The organism is Limosilactobacillus sp., assembly GCF_022651205.1.
Classification (GTDB): domain Bacteria; phylum Bacillota; class Bacilli; order Lactobacillales; family Lactobacillaceae; genus Limosilactobacillus.
The window spans coordinates 142,938-160,980 of record NZ_JALCQI010000001.1 but is presented as its reverse complement, the minus strand read 5'-3'; the positions used below and the strand labels follow the sequence as shown (position 1 = coordinate 160,980).

The following is an 18,043-nucleotide window of genomic DNA, read 5'->3' as shown; positions in this document are numbered from 1 at the left end:
TGGATGTACAATGTAAAATAAACCTAAAATTATCATAAATAAGGTAGATTTCAATATGCATAATTTAATTTTTCTTTCAAACTTAGACGGCGCCGATCTGGATCCGTATGTCCGGCTTAACGAAGCGCAACTTTTGCATGCTTGTGAGCCTAATTCTGGACTATTCATCGCAGAAAGTCCCAAAGTAATTGAGCGGGCTTTGCGTGCAGGTTATCGACCGGCTTCTCTTTTAATTGAAGAGAAAGTTCTAGAACGTGACCTGGCTGATATAGATCATGAAATGACGGTTAACCAAACAACAGGCCTTGGGCAGACGCCAATTTATGTCATTAATAGTGAACTGATTCGTCAGTTACGTGGCTATAACCTTTTACGTGGTGCCCTTGCTGCAATGTACCGTGTCAAGCGTCCAGACCTCACTAGCTTCTTGGCATCAATGCCAAGTGAACACCCGCGGATTGCGATTTTAGAAAACATCGTTAACCCGACTAATATTGGGGCGATTTTTCGGTCTGCGGCGGCGTTGGGAATAGATGGCGTAATCATCACGAGTGATTCTGCTGATCCGCTTTACCGCCGCGCTTCACGTGTTTCGATGGGGACCGTTTTTCAGGTACCATGGACTTATGTTGATGCCAAGATCTGGCAATCTGAAGGGATTAATCTTCTTCACCAAACAGGTTACCAAACCGCAGCAATGGCTCTCCGCCACAACACCGTCAGCATTGACGATCCCAAGCTAGATAAAGTCGATAAATTAGCAATTATTCTTGGCTCAGAAGGACCGGGACTAAAGGAAAAGACGATCGTGGATAGTGACTTTACGATCAAAATTCCAATGGCAGCGGGCGTCGACTCACTAAACGTCGCTGCTGCCTCGGCATTGGCTTTTTGGGAATTAGGAAATCGGTTGAAGAAATAGATAGCATACCTAATATCGTACTTTTGTACTATATTAGGTAAAATTAATTATAATTAGTAAATAAAGATTAATTGGAGATGATTAATCATGATGTTAATAGATGAAGTAATGACTAATTATAATACCAACCTTTCCGATATTGCTCACAAGTCAGGAATCAGTAAGACGACGCTAAGTAATGCCTTTAAACGACCGATTAACACTTGGACTATTCGAATTTTAAATGGTGTTGCTAAGGCGATTAATGAAACTCCCGAAAAATTATTGCATCTGCTTCAAGGTGATCAATATTCATTAGTAATTAATGACCACGAACAATCCATTCAGGGAGTTAAGATTCCCGATTTACCTACCTATCGAAACGTTAAATTTACGGTAAAAAGTAATGTTATGGAGGGATGGCGGCCTTCTCGTTCCGATATTGAAGAACTAAAAGTATTTACTGAAATCAGTCATCCAGAATTAGATCAAAAATTCAAAGATATTTTCGGTGAATAGTATGAAAGATGAAGAACTAAAAAAGAGATTCCTTTATCCAAACGGAACATTGAGAAATAAACTTAATCTACAGGATGCAAATGAACTAAGTACAGTTGAATACCGGACAGTAGCTCATAATGCTATTTGGCTACTTCATCATGGTTATGTAATTAAGAATATGGATGATTTTGCCAAAATTCACCGATTCCTATTCAGTGATATCTATACCTGGGCCGGACAATTTCGCAATTACTACCTTACCAAAGGTGGTACTGATTTTATGCCACCAACGGCATTCGATACAGCAACCACTAATATTAATCAGCAACTTGAAACAATTAAAGCAACAAAGAAGCCTACCGTTGAACAATATGCCAAATTACTTGATTCACTTAACTACCTTCATCCTTTCCGTGAAGGTAACGGACGAACAACTAGATTATTTATTCAGTTACTAGCTGCTAACCACGCACAATATATTGATTACAATCGTCAAGATAGTAAAGTTATTGAAGCCTTGAATCAATCCGATCTAATCAAGCTTCAAGATTTTATCAAAATAACTAATGTTAAGAGTGTCCAAGAATCATTTATCAATGCTGCTAAATAACAACTAATTAATACTGAAAGAGGAAAGCGGTAAGAGTGTTTATTGAAAATGACGAAACATAACCCCCTAGTTAGCCAAGAATCTAACTAGGGGGTATTTTCGTTATCGTGAAAGCTGTATTTTGTAATAGGCCGATCACTTTTTAACGCTTTTCATATCGTGTATTAACAGAACTACCTACTTTTCTCACCTTTTTTTCTTCAATAAGGTGAGATAGTAATCTCCTTACATGATAAGGGGTTGTTTGTAATACTTGCTGAATCTCTTTGCGTGTTTGACTTCCATTCTTACTTAAGATATATAAAACCGATTCCTCATTAAGTCCCAAACTATCATAGAATATTTTGTCTTTTCTACAACCAGCCTTTAATGAAAGTTATTCTTTAGGTGCTCCATATATGCTAATAAGTGAGTAATGACATCCGAGCGATTATTAAAAACTCTAATAATTACTACTAGCTGATTTTTATCATCGACTTGATAAAAAATCGTGTTTTTTGGTAAATGAAGGTACTGATAGTCTACTAAAGCTGAATATAATTCAGTGGCATTTCGCCCTAAATTAGGCATTGTCCCAAGCCCTAATACTGACTTTTTCAACGAGTCCAGTTTAGCTTTTGCTTTATCATTGCCAAAGTTCTGCTGTAAATACTGCTTTAGCTGTTTTAAGTCTCGTTCGGCTTGTGGTTTAACAACTACATGATAGTTTTTCACTCTTCTAACCCCTTAAATACTTCACCCGCGTCACGATAGCCCTTTTCGGCCGCAGCCGTATTTAACTCTTGAAGAAGTTTCATTCCATTAACAAAATGATCATAGTTTTCAATATCAACAATTGCGTACTTACCATAACCATTCTTAGTCAGAAAAACTGGATTATCGGTATCAACTTCTTTTAGTAATTTATTATAATCACGTAAAGCCGATACTGGTTGGATTTGCATTTTTTGCATTGTTATCACCTCTTCAATTTATTGTACAAAATTTTACGTATAATTTACAGCACCTTTTTCTAAATGATTGTCAATTTGCATAAAAATGCCACCCACATTTCTGTGAGTGGCATCAATACCAGTTAACAGATACACACAAAAGCAGCCCGTGCCAAATTCCCGACACGAGCTGCTTATCAATATCAGCTAGTAAAGAGTCTAATTTTGATGTCTAGTTAGTCTTGCTTACGGCGCTTACCCAAACCAAGGCCCATCATTGAAGATAAAGCTACGCCGAATACTGCCCAGCGATTACCCTTATTACCAGTTTGCGGCAATTGTTGATTATGCTGTTGTTCCGACTGATTATCAAGCGGTGTCTGCTGATAGTTCTCATCGCCATTATTTGGTTGATCTGGGCTAGCCGGTTGACCTGGTTGGTTCGGCTTACCTGGTTGATCCGGTTGATCTAGGTTGGCTGGTTGACCTGGTTGGTTCGGTTTACCTGGTTGATCCGGTTGATCTGGGTTACCTGGTTGACCCGGCTGGTTCGGCTTACCTGGTTGATCCGGTTGATCTGGGTTACCTGGTTGATCCGGCTGGTTCGGCTTACCTGGTCGATCTGATTGAGGAGTTTCGTGAGTCTGCGCGTAGGTAACTGTCTGTTCCACGTTGTCCTTCTCCGCGGTCATTTTCACAGCATCAACCCGACTAATATCAGGTGTATAACCATTGATTGTCGGACTAGTAACCGCCGCAAAAGTATCATTAGCAGTCGTCCACGGGTTCCAAGCAATCTCGTTCGTTACTAAGTCCTTAATCCCGGTCCGCGTGAAGGTAATTACTGGCGCATCATAATCCGGCAGTGCTTGCCGACCGTCAGTGTAAACATAGTGAATCGTTTCATGCTTAATCACCGTATCGCTAACCGATGCGGTCGCATGCGTCAAATGAACATTATAAACTTGATCCACCGTTGAATCATGGTCATAAACTAGCTCTTGACCCTTGGTATCATCGGCGACTAACTGGTAATGCTGACCCAGGTAGCCATCAATCGAGGACTTAGTGCGGTAACCACTCTTTTGGCCCGACTTGCCCATCAATTGGTCGGTCTTCAACGTCTTACCTGTCACGTCATCAATGTAGTTGACCGTGATCTGTTGCTGGTCAGCAGTGTACGTGACCGTCCGCGCAACATCAGCATCACCATAATGCACTTCAATCTGTGGCACTACCAATACATCAGCGGTATATCCCGCTAATGTCGGTGACTGGTGGCTAGCAAACGATTGCGGTGCTACTGGCTCCCACTTAATAGTGTCGGTAACCAGATCCTTCGTGCCAGTACGCTTAAAGTCCACACTAGTAGTGTAATCTTTAGCGGCCTTAGTTCCATCCGCGTAAACATAATGGATGATCTCAGTGACCTTATCGGTATCACTTGCCGACTGAGTGGCGTGCTTGAGATGGACTTCATAGTACTGATCAACGGACTTGTCCTTATCAAACTGGAGCGCTTGACCATTAGTCTCATCACTAACTAGCGTGTAGTGCTGACCTTCGTAAGTCTGAATATCGTCCTTGGTATTGTAACCAGCATCAGCACCACTCGTACCGCTCTTTGCTACAGTCTTGAGGACTTTTCCATGATCACTGTCATCAATGAATTTAACGGTCAGCTTCTGTTGTTCTGCCTTATAAGTGACCATTTCCGTGATGGCAGCATGGTCATGGGCAATCCCTTTGTTTGCTACCGCCGTCCGATCAGGCGTATAGCCTTGAATAGCCGGCGTCGTAATCGTCTTAAAGTCTTGTGCAGGCGTCCAATCATCAGAAATCGTGTGCCCATCAATGAGATCGACCACTTTCTTTTCGTAGAACGTTAATGAATCATCATAGTTTGGCTGAGCCTGCTGCCCGTCTTCATAGACGTACTTGATCGTCCGTAGAACTTCAACCTTTTGTTGGTCCTGACGAGTGTCATGCTTCAAGTGGACTTCATAGGACTGGTCAACAGCGTCATCATCGTCAAACTTCAGCGCCTCACCATCACTGCTGTCGCTAACTAAAACGTAGTGTTGACCTTCATAAGCCTGAATATCACCCTTGGTACTATAACCGGCGTCACCATTACTAGTCCCACTCTTAGTAACAGTCTTAAGGACCTTCCCGTTATCACTGTCATCAATGAATTTAACGGTCAGCTTCTGACCGTCGGCGTGATAGGTAACCGTCTGTACGACGTCATCCTTGTCCACGGTCATCTTGACGGCGTCCACTGAATCCTTATCCGGCGTGTAACCGTCAATCTTTGGACTAGTAACCGCCGTAAAGGTATCGTTATCAGTCGTCCACGGGTTCCAAGCAATGTCGTTCGTTACCAGATCCTTCACCCCAGTCCGGTTAAAGGTGATGTCCGGTGCCTGATAATCTGGTTTGGCCTGACTCCCGTCCTCGTAAACGTAATGGATCGTTTCATGCTTAACGACTGCGTGGTCATTGACCGACTTCTTCTGGTGCTTCAGGAAAATGTAGAATGCCCGTGACGTGGGGTCCGTTAACTGGAAGGAACCGTTCGTGGCTCCCGGAGCAATCTGGTCTTCGCTCGTTGCTAACACATACCCAGCGGCATTCCAGTCCCAGAGTTGATTCTGGTAATCACTCCCGGCGAGGCCAGAAACCGTCTGCATGTGTTCCAATTGGTCAGTCCCGTCGTTGACCGTATAGTTGCCAGTCTTAGAAGACCCGTCAACGTCAACGTAGTGAATTTGAACGGTCTTCGGCTGGGTGACGTAGATCGTGACCAACTGGTCCTTGGTAGCATCATTGTCAAAGGTCAACTGTGCTAGTGAGTCACTAACCTTAAGCTGACCATCAGCCGCGGTCACAGCTTGGAAGCCCCGGTCAGCTAACTGCTTGATGATTGACTGGTAGCGGTCGCCAAGAGTCGTTGAGTCAGAGCTCATTGCCCCGTGTAGCTTGGTGGTAGCCACTTGTTCATTAGAACCACCGACACCGAGTAGCGTTTCTGGCGTTAAGGTCTTGACCACGTGACCATCCTTATCTTCGACGAGGACTCGGTAATTAAGCTTTTGCTTCCGCTTCAGGTAAACGTAATAAACCTGCGGATGAGTTTGCCCAAACATCGACCAGTCATCACTCGCCTCCAGCATATATTTAGCTAAGGTCTTTTCGCCGGTCGGGTCGTCAGCACTGGCGTACCCCGCTGGGTTCAACATTTTCCACATGTGATCACCATTCTGCGCTTGCGGATCTTCCTGCACAATGACGTACTGGTCATCGTTAGCCACGTAGTTATTAACGGCGCTAATATCATAGTGCTTCCACTGATCGGTTTGATCTTTCTGGGGATCATTCATTCCTGACGGGTCGCCATCGTGAGCAAATTGAATTGACACTCCACCAATAGCAGCGCCACTATCGTTTTGCCCTACTTGGTAGTAATGTCCTGCTCCGGTAGAACCGTGTTGTTCATTAACCAGGTTGCTAATGTCCGGATCCTGATCAGCGGCATCCTTCAGCTTGTGGGCATCATAATTCGTCCCGTGACTAAAGTGGGCATTAGCATCGTAACCGCCACCGTAAACGTACTTCCCATCATGACTCGGTTGTAGGTCTGAAACGTCCTGGTAATGAATCTCAATATTACCGTGCTGAGTAAACAGGTCCGTTGCACCCAACTTCTTAAAGTGGACGTTCAAGACTTGCGGATGCGGGTCGGGTGTTCCGATCTCGTGGGCAGTTTGGTCAAACATCATACTTGGGTCGTAGTGTTGCCCATTCGGGTTAAAAATTCTCATTGACAGCAGGACCGGGATTGCCGGCTGGTTGTCAGAGTAAGACTGAGTATTATAAACGTCCAACACATAGTGGTGAGCATCGACCTCGCGAAAATCACTGTAGGATGGCACGTACGAAGCGAAGATATCATCACCTTGGTAGCCGTCTTCAGCATTCCCAGTCATATTTGTCTTATAGCTTAATTCGGTCCCACCTTCAGTCAGAACTACCTTCGCGTGCGGTTGCTCCTTAATGAGTGCCGACAACTCCTTAGTCGTGTGCATCTGAATACTGTAGGTATTGGTGACACCCGCATCGTTCGTGAACTGGTAATCAGCACGGTCAATGACATAGCCGGGACGCATATTATTATTGAAGCTTGCACTCAGGGTTTCCGCTGTCGCATAACCATGACTAATTAACCACTGCTTAAACTTAGAATACTGTGGCGAATTAAGGTCAATAATCCCACCCATGTAAGGGTCAGTTGGTAATGGCAACTGTGCGCTACCTGTACCATCAGCCTTTGGAAAGATGATTGTCCCGGCTTTACCCGTACTTTGGTAAATGTCAGACTTGACAGCATCTGCTTGCGCTTTGGGGATGGCAATGTGTTTCAAAAATTCAGATTTTGAATTAGCCAACGGATCGTTATCCGCCGTAATCAAAAACTGCTCCTGCAACTCTTGCTTGACCGGCGTGTAGAAAACAAAGAAAATCTGCGTCGGTGTCAACGTTACTCGTCCATCACTGTCATCCGAAATATCGATGTGGTCATCATATTGGCCTTGCGGCTTGCCATCAGTATCCCTAGCGCTCATTGCGGCCGTGAGTGAATCATAACCCGGGAAGGAATGATCAAAGCGTAAATAATTCTCTTGTTGCGGAGAAACCTCGGTACTCGAATTCTCATCAATTGCGTACGGGTAAATTAACGGATCGGTCTTCAGGTTAAAGCATGGGTAGCCCTTATGAACGTCGTCATTATAAACCGGCATCCCGTCAGTATTCTGGTAGTAAACGTGCATCTGATAACCAGCCAGTTTCAGGCTGTCATCGGTATCCGCAAATTTAATCTGGTGAGAACCGTCGTCATAGGCCAAAGTGACCTTCTTGGCCATATGGGTGTTAGGGTCAACAACGACTAACTGGGCAGCGGCGCTAACGTAATAGTCATCACCTTTAATGTGGGCAACATGGTGGGTCAGGTCCAGACTAATCCCATTCACCTCGGTATACTGGTGACGTGCCTGCCAAGCGCTAAACTCACCACGAAGGGCATGGTAGTTCTTAATCGACGGTGAGGTGACAGCTGGCAATTCTTGCTGCAATTCAATACCGTCAACCTGATTCGTAAACGGGTTGAGGTAGACGATGGCTGGTGCTGACTTCGTGTAGTCAGGAGCAGCCTGCTTGTTGGAACCGTAATAGTGATACTTAATGACCTGGTCAACCGTGATCTGTTCCTGCTTGTCAGGAACTAAATTCCAAACAATGCTGTCGCCATCGAAGTAGTACTGCGACACAGTGCCCAACTGAGCGATTTTGTTGGCTAACCCATCTGGATAGTGAGCATCCGCATCGTTTCCGATTGTCGGCGCCTGCTGGTCCCAGTGATAATATTGTGGAATAATCCCCTCGGCATCCGTTGGAAAACCGTTGATCGTCAGTTTATCGACGTTATCGGTCAGCTTAATGTCATGCTGACTGCCGAGGTCAATGTTGTGGTCATGTCCCGCTGCATCGACATAGTGGACCTTTTGATGAACTGTCGACACCCCTTGAATCTTAATTTGGGCACTACCAGTTCCCGCTGGTACTAGGCGGTAAGGCATGATGCCGTCACCAAAGACTGCTCCGGAGAGGTAAGCCACTTTGTTAACGTTATTAACTTGGTCAACGACCAACGCCGGCGCCTGAATCTGACAAATGTTGCCACCCGTCAACGGCTTCTTCAAGTCGACGCGGAAGCTCTTAATCTTAGACCAATCATGAACCTGATCAGCAGAGACAAATCCCGTGAGGTCCGCCTTTTGGACAGTATCCGGCTGGTAGTAGTTAGTGGAGTATGAAATAACCACATCACTATCCATCGATTGTCCGGTTAAGTAATCGACCACGTGAACTGGGCCCGTCAGGTGAACGTCGACCTGCGATTTACCATCCTGCTTTTGCGGCAAGTTGCCGACGAAGGTCAGCCCCGTTAAGTTGGTATTCGGGTTCCCGTTAACAAAGTCATAGTTGAGCGTCACGTGAGCAGTCTTCTTGTCATCGTTAGTTGCCTGATTAAGGTCGGAGGCGTCCATGTTCCCCCGCGCAGTCGTTAACAGGTAATCAGCAGTCGCGGCAATAAGCGACACGTTAAAGGTTTTCTGATCCTGCTGCTTACCATTCATGATGATGGTGGCATCCCCATCTTCCGACTTAAGGGCCGGGACATAGACAGCAATCGACTTCAAATTAACGACTGGTGTCCGATTAATACCCGCTACCTGTTCCTTAGTCAAATGCGGCTTGAGGACAAACGTCAGTTGCTGCTGACCGTTGGCGTTAGTGGTGTAGACCGGGTCCTGCCAGTAGTTGCTGTTCATCAAGATCGAGCCTACGAACGTGTTTTTGGGAATCGTCACGGTGAACTGTGCACTGGAGTTGTCAATCCGTTGCCAGCTAAAAATGTCCGCCCAGATGGAACCCGCCGTGGCATTAGTTCCGATGACGGATGAATAAATTTGGTCTTGAATGGTTGCAGAATCATATGATGGCTCCGGTTCCTTAACGTAATCCACCGTCGTCAGTACTCCCGGTAAGTAGGTAGTGTCCCCGTTTTTACCGATGCTGGCGATTAAGTTTTCTTCCTGATGGAATTGGTGGTCAGGGTCTAAGTGGCCAACAAAATCCACAGTGAGCTTATTGTTGCTTTAACAATTTGCAACCCTGAGGGTACCAGAGATCGCCGTCACGTGTTTATTAATATTGAGGGTCGTACTCGTGGAACCATCAGCATAATGATAGCTTACGTCAGTTAGATCACCAGAATTGTCAGCTGTCAGCTTGGTGAGCTGATAATGGTCGGGCATGTAAAAGGTCACCGCACCGGCCGGTGAATCGATTAAGGTTGAGTTGGTGAAGGAAGCTGAGAACCAGGCCTTGTCACTATGGTCGCGGTTGAGCCAATAAGCATTATCAACCGTGTCACCGTTGGCCAACTGAACACCTCGTTGATCGGGATTAACACGGAACCGTGGCGTTACCAAGTCACCAAAGCTATACCCCTTCAACGAGCTCTTGCCCATCAGCGGTGCTTGAATACCGACCCACTTAGCACTAACCTCGCCAGCGCCGTCGTTACCACTAACAGTGGAGCCGTTTGCAGGCGCCAAGATGGTTGCCTGGTCTGGTTGGGCCATGTGATAATGACCAATCAGCACAAAGCTAAATCGCGGGTGAACGGCATAGTGATTATCCAGCCCCTTGCGAAGAGTAATGTGGATACCACTAACATCCTGGGAAAAGGCAAAGTCCGTATTCTTTGTTAATTCTTCACTGTTATGCGTCCCATTGGCGCGCCGCCCAGTAACCCCGTCGACAACAAATTCATTGGGAACTCCGACGTTAACAATGACCCCCTGATGGTCAAAAGCGGCTGGTAAACCATCAACGGTCAGCGAATAGTCGTACTGGTGGTCATCGCCAGGGATTATCCAGTAGTCTTCACGACCTTCATGGTATTTAAATTTATCAACACCGGCTGGAATGGGGTTACCATGTTCATCGACGTCATCCCAGCGCGCAGCAACTTGTTGGCGTGGAATTTTCACGGCGAATTGGACCGTCTTAATTAGCTGGCCATTAAAGTACAGGTCCGCAGAATTGTGGTAAGTCCCCGGCGTGTTCAAGATGTCTTCACGATAGCCGTTATTTACAATAAATGGCTGATTAATCGTGGCAGACTTCAGGAACTCCCCGGAATACGTCTGTGTCCCATCTGCGTCAACCGTTTGCTTAGAGTCCACCACGCCCTGCTGGGTTAACGGACCGGGAGTGTAACTCAGGTTCAGGTGTGAATCAGTATGGAACACCACTTTATAGGTATCGCCGACATTTGCGTTGGCAATATCAACAGTGGCCGATTTGTCATCGCCGGTAAAGTGGGCCTGCGGTTGAACAGCAGCCGCCTTTTTCGCAGTTAGCTGATCATTAAACTGCGAGTTAGCCTGGGCCGGGGTGGCCGGCTGCTGGCCTGACTTGACTTGTTTTGTTTTCAACGGTACCACTGTGGCTTGCTGGTCAACGACGGAAGCTGGTGCACTAGTATCTGCTGCCGGTTTGTCCACCCCCCCTGCTTGGTTGACCGTATCAGCGTTAGCCACTGATTGACTAGCTCCTAAATACAATGATGTCCCCAGGAGAACGGAAACGACACCAACGCTTAATCGCCGCAACCCATAATGAGGAAGTTGCTGAGCCTCTTGTTGTCTCTTGTACTGAATATTATTTTTGGAAACCATTTTTAAATTGCTCCTTAGTAGTTTTAATCCCTAATAACCGCTATTGTTACAGAATAATAGAATTCACATAACTGACTAATCGCTAAACAGACCTATTATAACATTGATCATCTGGCAAATGTTTTGACAAACAAGCACCATATATAAAGTTAGGCCAAAGCTGCCAATACTAATATATTGCGACTCCAATCCTAAAAAGCAGCTCACATCAAACCTTTGACACAGACTGCTTAAAATTCTAATCATACAGAACAGACTGCTAAACATGTCACCTAATTATAACGGGACTCTTTATAGATTTTAATTCCATAATTTAGTACATATTTAACCAAAATGCGCTAAAAAGGGAATGTGACATAAGTTATATTACCTAGATGAAATACAAACGACGCAGTACACGAATGGGCTTCAGTACTCGGAAAATCCGAACGCTGAAGCCCTATTTGTGTTTGCGGGGGCGTGAAAACGAAATTATGAATGACTTCTGTCACGCGCCCCTTTTTAATTCAAAAACATTTACCTGATACAAGTTATCATTATATCATTCTATAGCATCACTCATATTCGATCGTCGAAGGCGGCTTGCTCGTGACATCATAAAGGATCCGGTTAACGTGATCGACTTCGTTTACGATGCGGACGGAAATTTTTTGGAGGACGTCCCATGGAATCTTGGCAAAGTCGGCGGTCATCCCATCAATTGAGGTCACCGCACGGATAGCAACCGCGTAGTCGTAAGTCCGGCCGTCACCCATGACACCAACTGAACGAATCCCTGGTAGTACAGTGAAGTATTGCCAAATCTTTTCGTCTAAGCCGGCTTTCTTGATTTCTTCACGAAGAATGGCGTCACTTTCACGAACAATTTCGAGTTTGTCTGGGGTAATTTCACCAATCACCCGGATACCTAAACCAGGGCCAGGGAATGGTTGCCGCCATACTAATTCATGCGGAATCCCTAACTTTTCACCCAATTCACGGGTTTCGTCCTTAAAGAGCTTCCGCAATGGTTCGATTAACTTAAAGCCGAGCTTCTTTGGCAACCCACCGACATTATGGTGAGACTTGATCGTTTGGGCGGTATCAGTCCCAGATTCGATCACATCGGTATACAGGGTTCCTTGAGCAAGGAAGTCAGCATCCGGAATCTTCTTGGCCTCTTCATTAAAGACTTCGATGAATTCCTTACCGATAATCTTCCGCTTTGTTTCGGGATCAGTAACACCCTTCAACTTACCAAGGAAGCGGTCAGCAGCATCAACTTTGATGATGTTTACCCCAAGATCACGGTTCAACGCGTTCATCACTTGATCGGCTTCGTTCTTCCGTAACAGACCGTGATCAACAAAGATACAAGTCAGTTGATCACCGATTGCCTTGTGGATCAAGACGGCTGTAACACTAGAGTCAACACCACCGGAAAGACCAAGGATAACCTTTTTATCACCAACTTCTTGACGGATGTGGTCAATTTGCAAGTCAATGAAGTCATCCATTGTCCAGTTATCCTTTGCGCCACAAACGTCAAAGGCAAACCGCCGTAAGATATCAAGGCCGTATTCAGAGTTCCGTACTTCGGCGTGGAATTGAATTCCGTAGAACTTCCGCTTATTATCAGCGATTGCGGAGATTGGACAGTTCTTACTGGTTGCAACGACTTCAAAGCCTTCTGGTGCCTTAGTTACAAGGTCACCGTGACTCATCCAAACGTATTGCTTCTTTGGTAATCCCTTAAACAATACAGCGTCGTCTTTTAGAACTTCAATGTCAGCACGACCATATTCGGAGTTATCAGCCTTTTCAACCTTACCCCCAAGATCGTATGACATTAATTGCATCCCATAACAAATCCCTAAAATTGGAATACCTAACTTAAAGATCTCTGGATCAACCTTAAAAGCATCCTTATCGTAGACACTGTTTGGTCCACCGGAGAAAATGATTCCCTTTGGGTTGATTTGCTTGATCTCATCAGCAGTAATCTTATGCGAAAGGAGTTCTGAGTAAACCCCAAAATCACGTAACCGCCGAGTAATCAACTGGTTGTACTGACTACCAAAATCAAGCACGATGATCTTATCAAAAGCATCCAAGTTTAATTTTGCCACGTTGCCACTTCCCTTTTCTGATTTTTCTTATCTTAACAACTAAGTTTACAAGCTAAACGATTAATGGTCAATGATCATTATAAGTTCGCCTTTATCCGCGTTTCAAATAAACTCGGTCAACTACATGATTAGTCGTTTTATGGAGAATGAAGTTTGCCCGATTACGTGTCGGCAAGATGTACTCTGTTAGGTTAGGCAGGTCGATCGTCTGCCAAACCTTCTTTGCCATCTTAAATGCTTCTTCGCGTGGTCCCTTGCTATAAGAGTAGTAGTAATTATCTGGATCCGTAAATGCAGTATCGAGTAGCATCCCGAACCGTTGCAAATACCATTCTTCAATCAATTTAGAATCAGCATCCACATAGATTGAAGTATCGAAATAGTCACTAACATAAATCCGCTGGTTTGATGGTAACTGGAGCGTATTAATTCCCTCGACAATCAAAATATCCGGGTGATCGATAATCAATGGTTTATCTGGCATCACATCATAAACCTGATGCGAGTAGGTTGGTGCCTTAACGACCGATTTGCCGGCCTTAACGTCATTCATAAATTGAAGAAGCTTCTCCATATCATACGATTCAGGGAAGCCCTTGCGATCCATAATCCCCTGTCGTTCTAGCTCGGCATTAGGAAACAGAAAACCGTCCGTAGTCATCAGTTCAACCCGTTTATCCGGCAAAAGTTTATTTAAGAGGATGCTTAATAGCCGGGCAATCGTGCTCTTCCCGACGGCAACCGAGCCGGCAATCCCAATGATATAGGGAACTCGTTCACTCTTTTGGTGGAGAAAATCAGCCTTTTGCATTTGCCACTCCAGGTGATTTTGGTACCGCAGCTGAAGCAATTTTATCAGGGGAAGGTAAATATCCTGCACGTCCTCAATTGAGATCCGGTCATTTAGTGACTTAATTTCGTCTAAGTTCTCCTGGCTTAGCCGCACTTTATCGGTGGGAAAAAAGTTATGCCATTCTTGACGATCAAATCGTTCATAGTTCATCCATTCATCCATAGTTACTGGTTCCTTCATTAATTAATGTAAGCGATTAATATCAATCATACCATACTTACCTTCAATATTTTAAATAGTAATAGTCGCCGATCCAACTTCTTCAGATCGACGACTATTATTTATGATTCTATTCATCCGGGAAGCTAGGATTTTGATCCTTTAATTCTGGAGCGTCGGTTGTGTAATCATCGTAGGTACTTTGATTATTGTTTTGTGCCTTAACGCTCGTCTTGTGTTGCTTTTGATCCTTCTTCAACTTCTTTAGACTCTTCTTCATGTTATAAGTGTAATCTTTCTTATTAACCTTCTTGAAGCCTGGAAGTTTGTAGAAGCGAATCAAATCACCATTCATTACCTTATCAGCAAGGCCAAGATCAGTTGTGACGTACTTTTGAATCTTATCAAACTGCTTCTTTTCCTTTACCGTTGGGTTCTTAATCTGTTTCCCTGTTCCCGTGTGGAAGTATTCACCATTGTACTTAGTGTACTTAGGCGTTACCCAGTCACCATTACGGAACGGTACGATTTGGTTGCGATCTTTTGAAAGAAGGTCCTGACCAAATTGAATGTACTTATCAGAACTAATCCCAAGAAGATCTTCGAGGGTTGGCAAAACATCAATTTCACCACCATAAGTATGGTCAATTCCACCCTTAAGTCCTGGAGCATTGATCATGAATGGCACCTTTTGGAACATTGCTAGATCATAGTTAGTAATCTTCTTTTTACCTAAGACTTGGGCGATTGCGGGCTTATGGTTATTTGAAATTCCGTAGTGGTCACCATAAAGAATCAGGACACTGTTTTGCCGCAAGCCAGATTTATCAAGGTAATCTAAGAATTCACCGATTGATTGATCAAGGTAACGAGCGGTTTGGACATAGTGGTCAACCGTGTCATCCCCGGTCTTCCATGCTTCAATTGAAGTGTTCTTCTTATCAATGATGTATGGGTAGTGGTTAGTAACCGTGATTAGCTTAGCATAGAACGGTTGTGGCAATTGTTCAATGTAGTGCATTGATTCCTTCATGAAGATCTTATCCTTCAAACCGTAACCCAGTTCTTGATCCTTAACCTTTGGATAGTAGTTCTTACTAAAGAAGTATTGGTAACCGAAGGACTTATAAGCATTGTCCCGGTTCCAGAAACTCGGCACATCCCCGTGGAATGAAGCAGTTGTATAACCAAGCTTTTGGTGGAGCAAGGCTGGTGCTGATTGGAACGTGTTCGTTGTCCCATCAGTAACCATTGCGGACCCTTCTGGCAACCCGTAAAGGGAGTTTTCCAACATCATTTCAGCATCGGCGGTCTTCCCCTGACCAACCTGGTGGAAGAAGTTATCGAAGGCCAACGTATTTGATGAGTGGTACAGCCTGTTCAGGTTTGGCATAACTTCTTGACCGTTCTGCTTATAGTCAATCATGAATTGTTGCAAACTTTCCAAGTGGATAACGAAGATGTTCTTTCCTCGTATCGTTCCCTCATATTCAATGTTTGGTTTAGCATAGTTCTTCTTCAAGAACTTTTGAACCGGCTTTAATTGTTCCTGGTTTGCCTTTGCCTTGATGACACTATTATGCGTTGTTTTAACCCCATCATAGATCGTATAGGCTTCTAGTCCTAGGTACTTAACGATGTAGTTGTTATCAAACGTCCGGGTCAGTAATTGCGAACGGTCCGATTCTGCCATTCCAAGGTTAACACCAAACAGAACAAAGCCTAGAGCAGTAATCGTTGCTGCATAACGGATCTTAAAGTAACGCATATCAACCCGAATAACGTGGAACAGCAATATCAGGATCAGAATAATTACGTCCGCATAAACCATAAAGTCTTCGGGACGGATAATTCCTAAGATACTCTTTCCTAAATTATTCGAAGCCGCTCCTGACCCTTTAATAACGTTAAATGTAATAAAATCAGAAAATTCACGGTAGTACAGGATGTTAGCGAATAACCAGGTGGAGAGCATCGCATTGATAATCATCATTAACCAATACGAAAGCCGGCCCCTGAAATACAACGCGATCCCAAGAAAAACCAAGGCACTAGGAATCGTGTTAAACGCCAATAGGAAGTGCTGAACGCTCCCCTTAACACCTAAATTAAATTCAGTACTGTACGCCCAGTAACTTTTAATTCCAAATAGGAGTACTACTAGCAGAAAAAAGCCAAGCTTGGTATTCAAGCCGTGCCATAGCTTCTGCAACGCTGTCTTCATAATCGTTCCTCCATTAAAAAATATCAATATCTACAATATTACAACACTTTTCAAGGAGCAACCTTTAAAAACTTATTTCAAAAAAAATTAAGGATATGAGAGAGCGCGCCGCGACGAACTAGCCACCGAGTACTAAGGAAGTCCAGACGATGATTGACTTGCAATCGAGTCTGGACTAATTAGACGGAGGTGGCGGTCGCGGTAAAGGAGTGAACCAGAAAACTTGTTTTCGTCTGTGAACCCTCGCAAGGCTGATTAGATTTCTCACTATCAACTTGTTGATGTGAGAAGTCAATCAGCTACTGCGTCATTCTAGGCTCAGTTGCAGTAGAAGTTATCGGAGGTAGCTAGCTCTAGCAAGTCCCTGGGGAGCCGTTCTCAACTCAGCTGCAGTAAGGCTTCTGAAGGTGGCGGTCGCGGTAAAGGAGTGAAAAACTCTTTGGAACGAACACGCTCTAATATACTATAATGAAACAATAATATTTGGGGAGGAATTCAGATGTCGAAACATAAAGCGAATTTACTGCTACTGACGGTAGCGATCCTTTGGGGAGCAAGTTATATTTTTGTGCGGATGGCGATTAATGCGGGAATGCATTCGGGAATGATCAATGCGGTTCGGGGAACGATGTGTGTCGTTGGCTGCCTGATTGTGTTTAGTAAGAGTATCCGCAAAATGAATTGGTTTGATTTTAAAGCCGGGATTTTAATGGGGATCACTAATTTTGTTGCCTACTATTTACAAACTGACGGGCTTCGCTTTACTACTCCAGCAAAGAATGCGTTTATCACGACGATGTACGTTGCAATTTCACCAATTCTACTCTGGATGTTCTGGCACGAGCGTCCTCGCCGCAAAACCTACTTTGTTATTCCGCTAGCACTAATCGGAATGGGGATCCTAACCAACGTCGCCCAAAGTGGTCTTGCCTTGAATTATGGTGATTTTCTAACCCTAATTTCTTCTATCTTCTGGGCACTTCAATTGATCTTCTTTGGTAAGATTGCCTCCAAAGCATCTAGTCCCTGGGTAATCATCTTTATGATTGGCCTAATTCAAGGTGCTGCTGGCTGGGTTGTTTCACTAACAACGGAGACACAAACTTTCGCCCACATTCACTGGATCCAAGCCTTGATTCCAGTGGCACTTCTTGCAATCCTCGTTACGTTTATCGCCCAGGGATTACAAATTACTGCGCAAAGGTACACCGATGCGACTTCGGCAGGACTTTTACTGATGCTTGAATCATTCTTTGCCAGTGTCCTTTCAGTAATTTTAGGCTACGATTCATTAACCCACTCATTAATTATCGGTGGCGCAATCCTCCTTCTCGCTAATGCAATCATGCAGACGGATCTCCACCGCCTGCCATTCCTCAAACGGTCAAATTAGTTGCTTTTGTTGAAAATGATTGGTAATCTGCAATCATCTCTAGACGAAAG

General features: G+C 44.4%; 11 protein-coding genes. 4 read left to right on the top strand and 7 right to left on the bottom strand.

Annotation, left to right across the window (positions count from 1 at the left end; all coding sequences use genetic code 11):
• Positions 1-55 precede the first annotated feature (55 nt).
• The 3 genes from LKJ51_RS00710 (at position 56) to LKJ51_RS00700 (ending at position 2,012) form a co-directional block, all read left to right on the top strand.
• Positions 56-922: a TrmH family RNA methyltransferase gene (locus tag LKJ51_RS00710; RefSeq protein ID WP_291980028.1), complete on the top strand. Its 867-nt coding sequence runs from the start codon at positions 56-58 to the stop codon at positions 920-922.
• Positions 923-1,009: 87 nt separating this feature from the next.
• A complete protein-coding gene (locus tag LKJ51_RS00705) occupies positions 1,010-1,420 on the top strand; it encodes a helix-turn-helix domain-containing protein (protein ID WP_291980027.1) in 411 nt (136 codons plus the stop codon).
• A 1-nt stretch (position 1,421) separates the two neighbouring features.
• Positions 1,422-2,012, top strand: coding sequence for a Fic/DOC family protein (locus tag LKJ51_RS00700; protein ID WP_291980040.1), 591 nt, complete (start codon positions 1,422-1,424; stop codon positions 2,010-2,012).
• 366 nt (positions 2,013-2,378) lie between these two features.
• Here LKJ51_RS00700 and LKJ51_RS00695 read toward each other — a convergent pair whose 3' ends face one another.
• The 7 genes from LKJ51_RS00695 to LKJ51_RS00665 form a co-directional block, all read right to left on the bottom strand.
• Positions 2,379-2,726, bottom strand: coding sequence for a type II toxin-antitoxin system RelE/ParE family toxin (locus LKJ51_RS00695; protein ID WP_291980026.1), 348 nt, complete (start codon positions 2,724-2,726; stop codon positions 2,379-2,381).
• Positions 2,723-2,965, bottom strand: a complete 243-nt coding sequence (locus LKJ51_RS00690; RefSeq protein ID WP_291980025.1) for a type II toxin-antitoxin system prevent-host-death family antitoxin — start codon at positions 2,963-2,965, stop codon at positions 2,723-2,725. Before LKJ51_RS00690 ends, LKJ51_RS00695 begins: the two co-directional genes overlap by 4 nt.
• Positions 2,966-3,180: 215 nt before the next feature.
• A complete protein-coding gene (locus LKJ51_RS00685; protein ID WP_291980024.1) occupies positions 3,181-9,648 on the bottom strand; it encodes a mucin-binding protein in 6,468 nt (2,155 codons plus the stop codon).
• A gap of 18 nt (positions 9,649-9,666) precedes the next feature.
• Entirely contained in the window at positions 9,667-11,256 is a 1,590-nt protein-coding gene (locus LKJ51_RS00680; protein WP_291980022.1) for a YSIRK-type signal peptide-containing protein, read from the bottom strand.
• Between the two features lie 554 nt (positions 11,257-11,810).
• On the bottom strand, positions 11,811-13,364 hold the full coding sequence (guaA, locus tag LKJ51_RS00675) for a glutamine-hydrolyzing GMP synthase (protein ID WP_291980021.1): 1,554 nt from the start codon (positions 13,362-13,364) through the stop codon (positions 11,811-11,813).
• Positions 13,365-13,455: 91 nt separating this feature from the next.
• Positions 13,456-14,379: a type I pantothenate kinase gene (gene coaA, locus LKJ51_RS00670; RefSeq protein ID WP_291980039.1), complete on the bottom strand. Its 924-nt coding sequence runs from the start codon at positions 14,377-14,379 to the stop codon at positions 13,456-13,458.
• A gap of 127 nt (positions 14,380-14,506) precedes the next feature.
• Positions 14,507-16,600 carry an LTA synthase family protein gene (locus LKJ51_RS00665; RefSeq protein ID WP_291978626.1) on the bottom strand — a complete coding sequence of 698 codons (2,094 nt, stop codon included), beginning with the start codon at positions 16,598-16,600 and terminating at the stop codon, positions 14,507-14,509.
• A gap of 523 nt (positions 16,601-17,123) precedes the next feature.
• Between LKJ51_RS00665 and LKJ51_RS00660 the strand changes: the two genes are divergently transcribed.
• A complete protein-coding gene (locus tag LKJ51_RS00660; protein ID WP_291978628.1) occupies positions 17,124-17,993 on the top strand; it encodes a DMT family transporter in 870 nt (289 codons plus the stop codon).
• The last annotated feature ends 50 nt before the right edge of the window (positions 17,994-18,043 follow it).

Excerpts from the sequence above, each read along its gene's own strand:
- LKJ51_RS00700 (WP_291980040.1), top strand. The coding sequence starts at position 1,422 with ATGAAAGATGAAGAACTAAAAAAGAGATTCCTTTATCCAAACGGAACA.
- LKJ51_RS00690 (WP_291980025.1), bottom strand. The coding sequence starts at position 2,965 with ATGCAAAAAATGCAAATCCAACCAGTATCGGCTTTACGTGATTATAAT.
- LKJ51_RS00705 (WP_291980027.1), top strand. The coding sequence starts at position 1,010 with ATGATGTTAATAGATGAAGTAATGACTAATTATAATACCAACCTTTCC.
- LKJ51_RS00680 (WP_291980022.1), bottom strand. The coding sequence starts at position 11,256 with ATGGTTTCCAAAAATAATATTCAGTACAAGAGACAACAAGAGGCTCAG.
- LKJ51_RS00665 (WP_291978626.1), bottom strand. The coding sequence starts at position 16,600 with ATGAAGACAGCGTTGCAGAAGCTATGGCACGGCTTGAATACCAAGCTT.
- LKJ51_RS00710 (WP_291980028.1), top strand. The coding sequence starts at position 56 with ATGCATAATTTAATTTTTCTTTCAAACTTAGACGGCGCCGATCTGGAT.
- coaA (WP_291980039.1), bottom strand. The coding sequence starts at position 14,379 with ATGGATGAATGGATGAACTATGAACGATTTGATCGTCAAGAATGGCAT.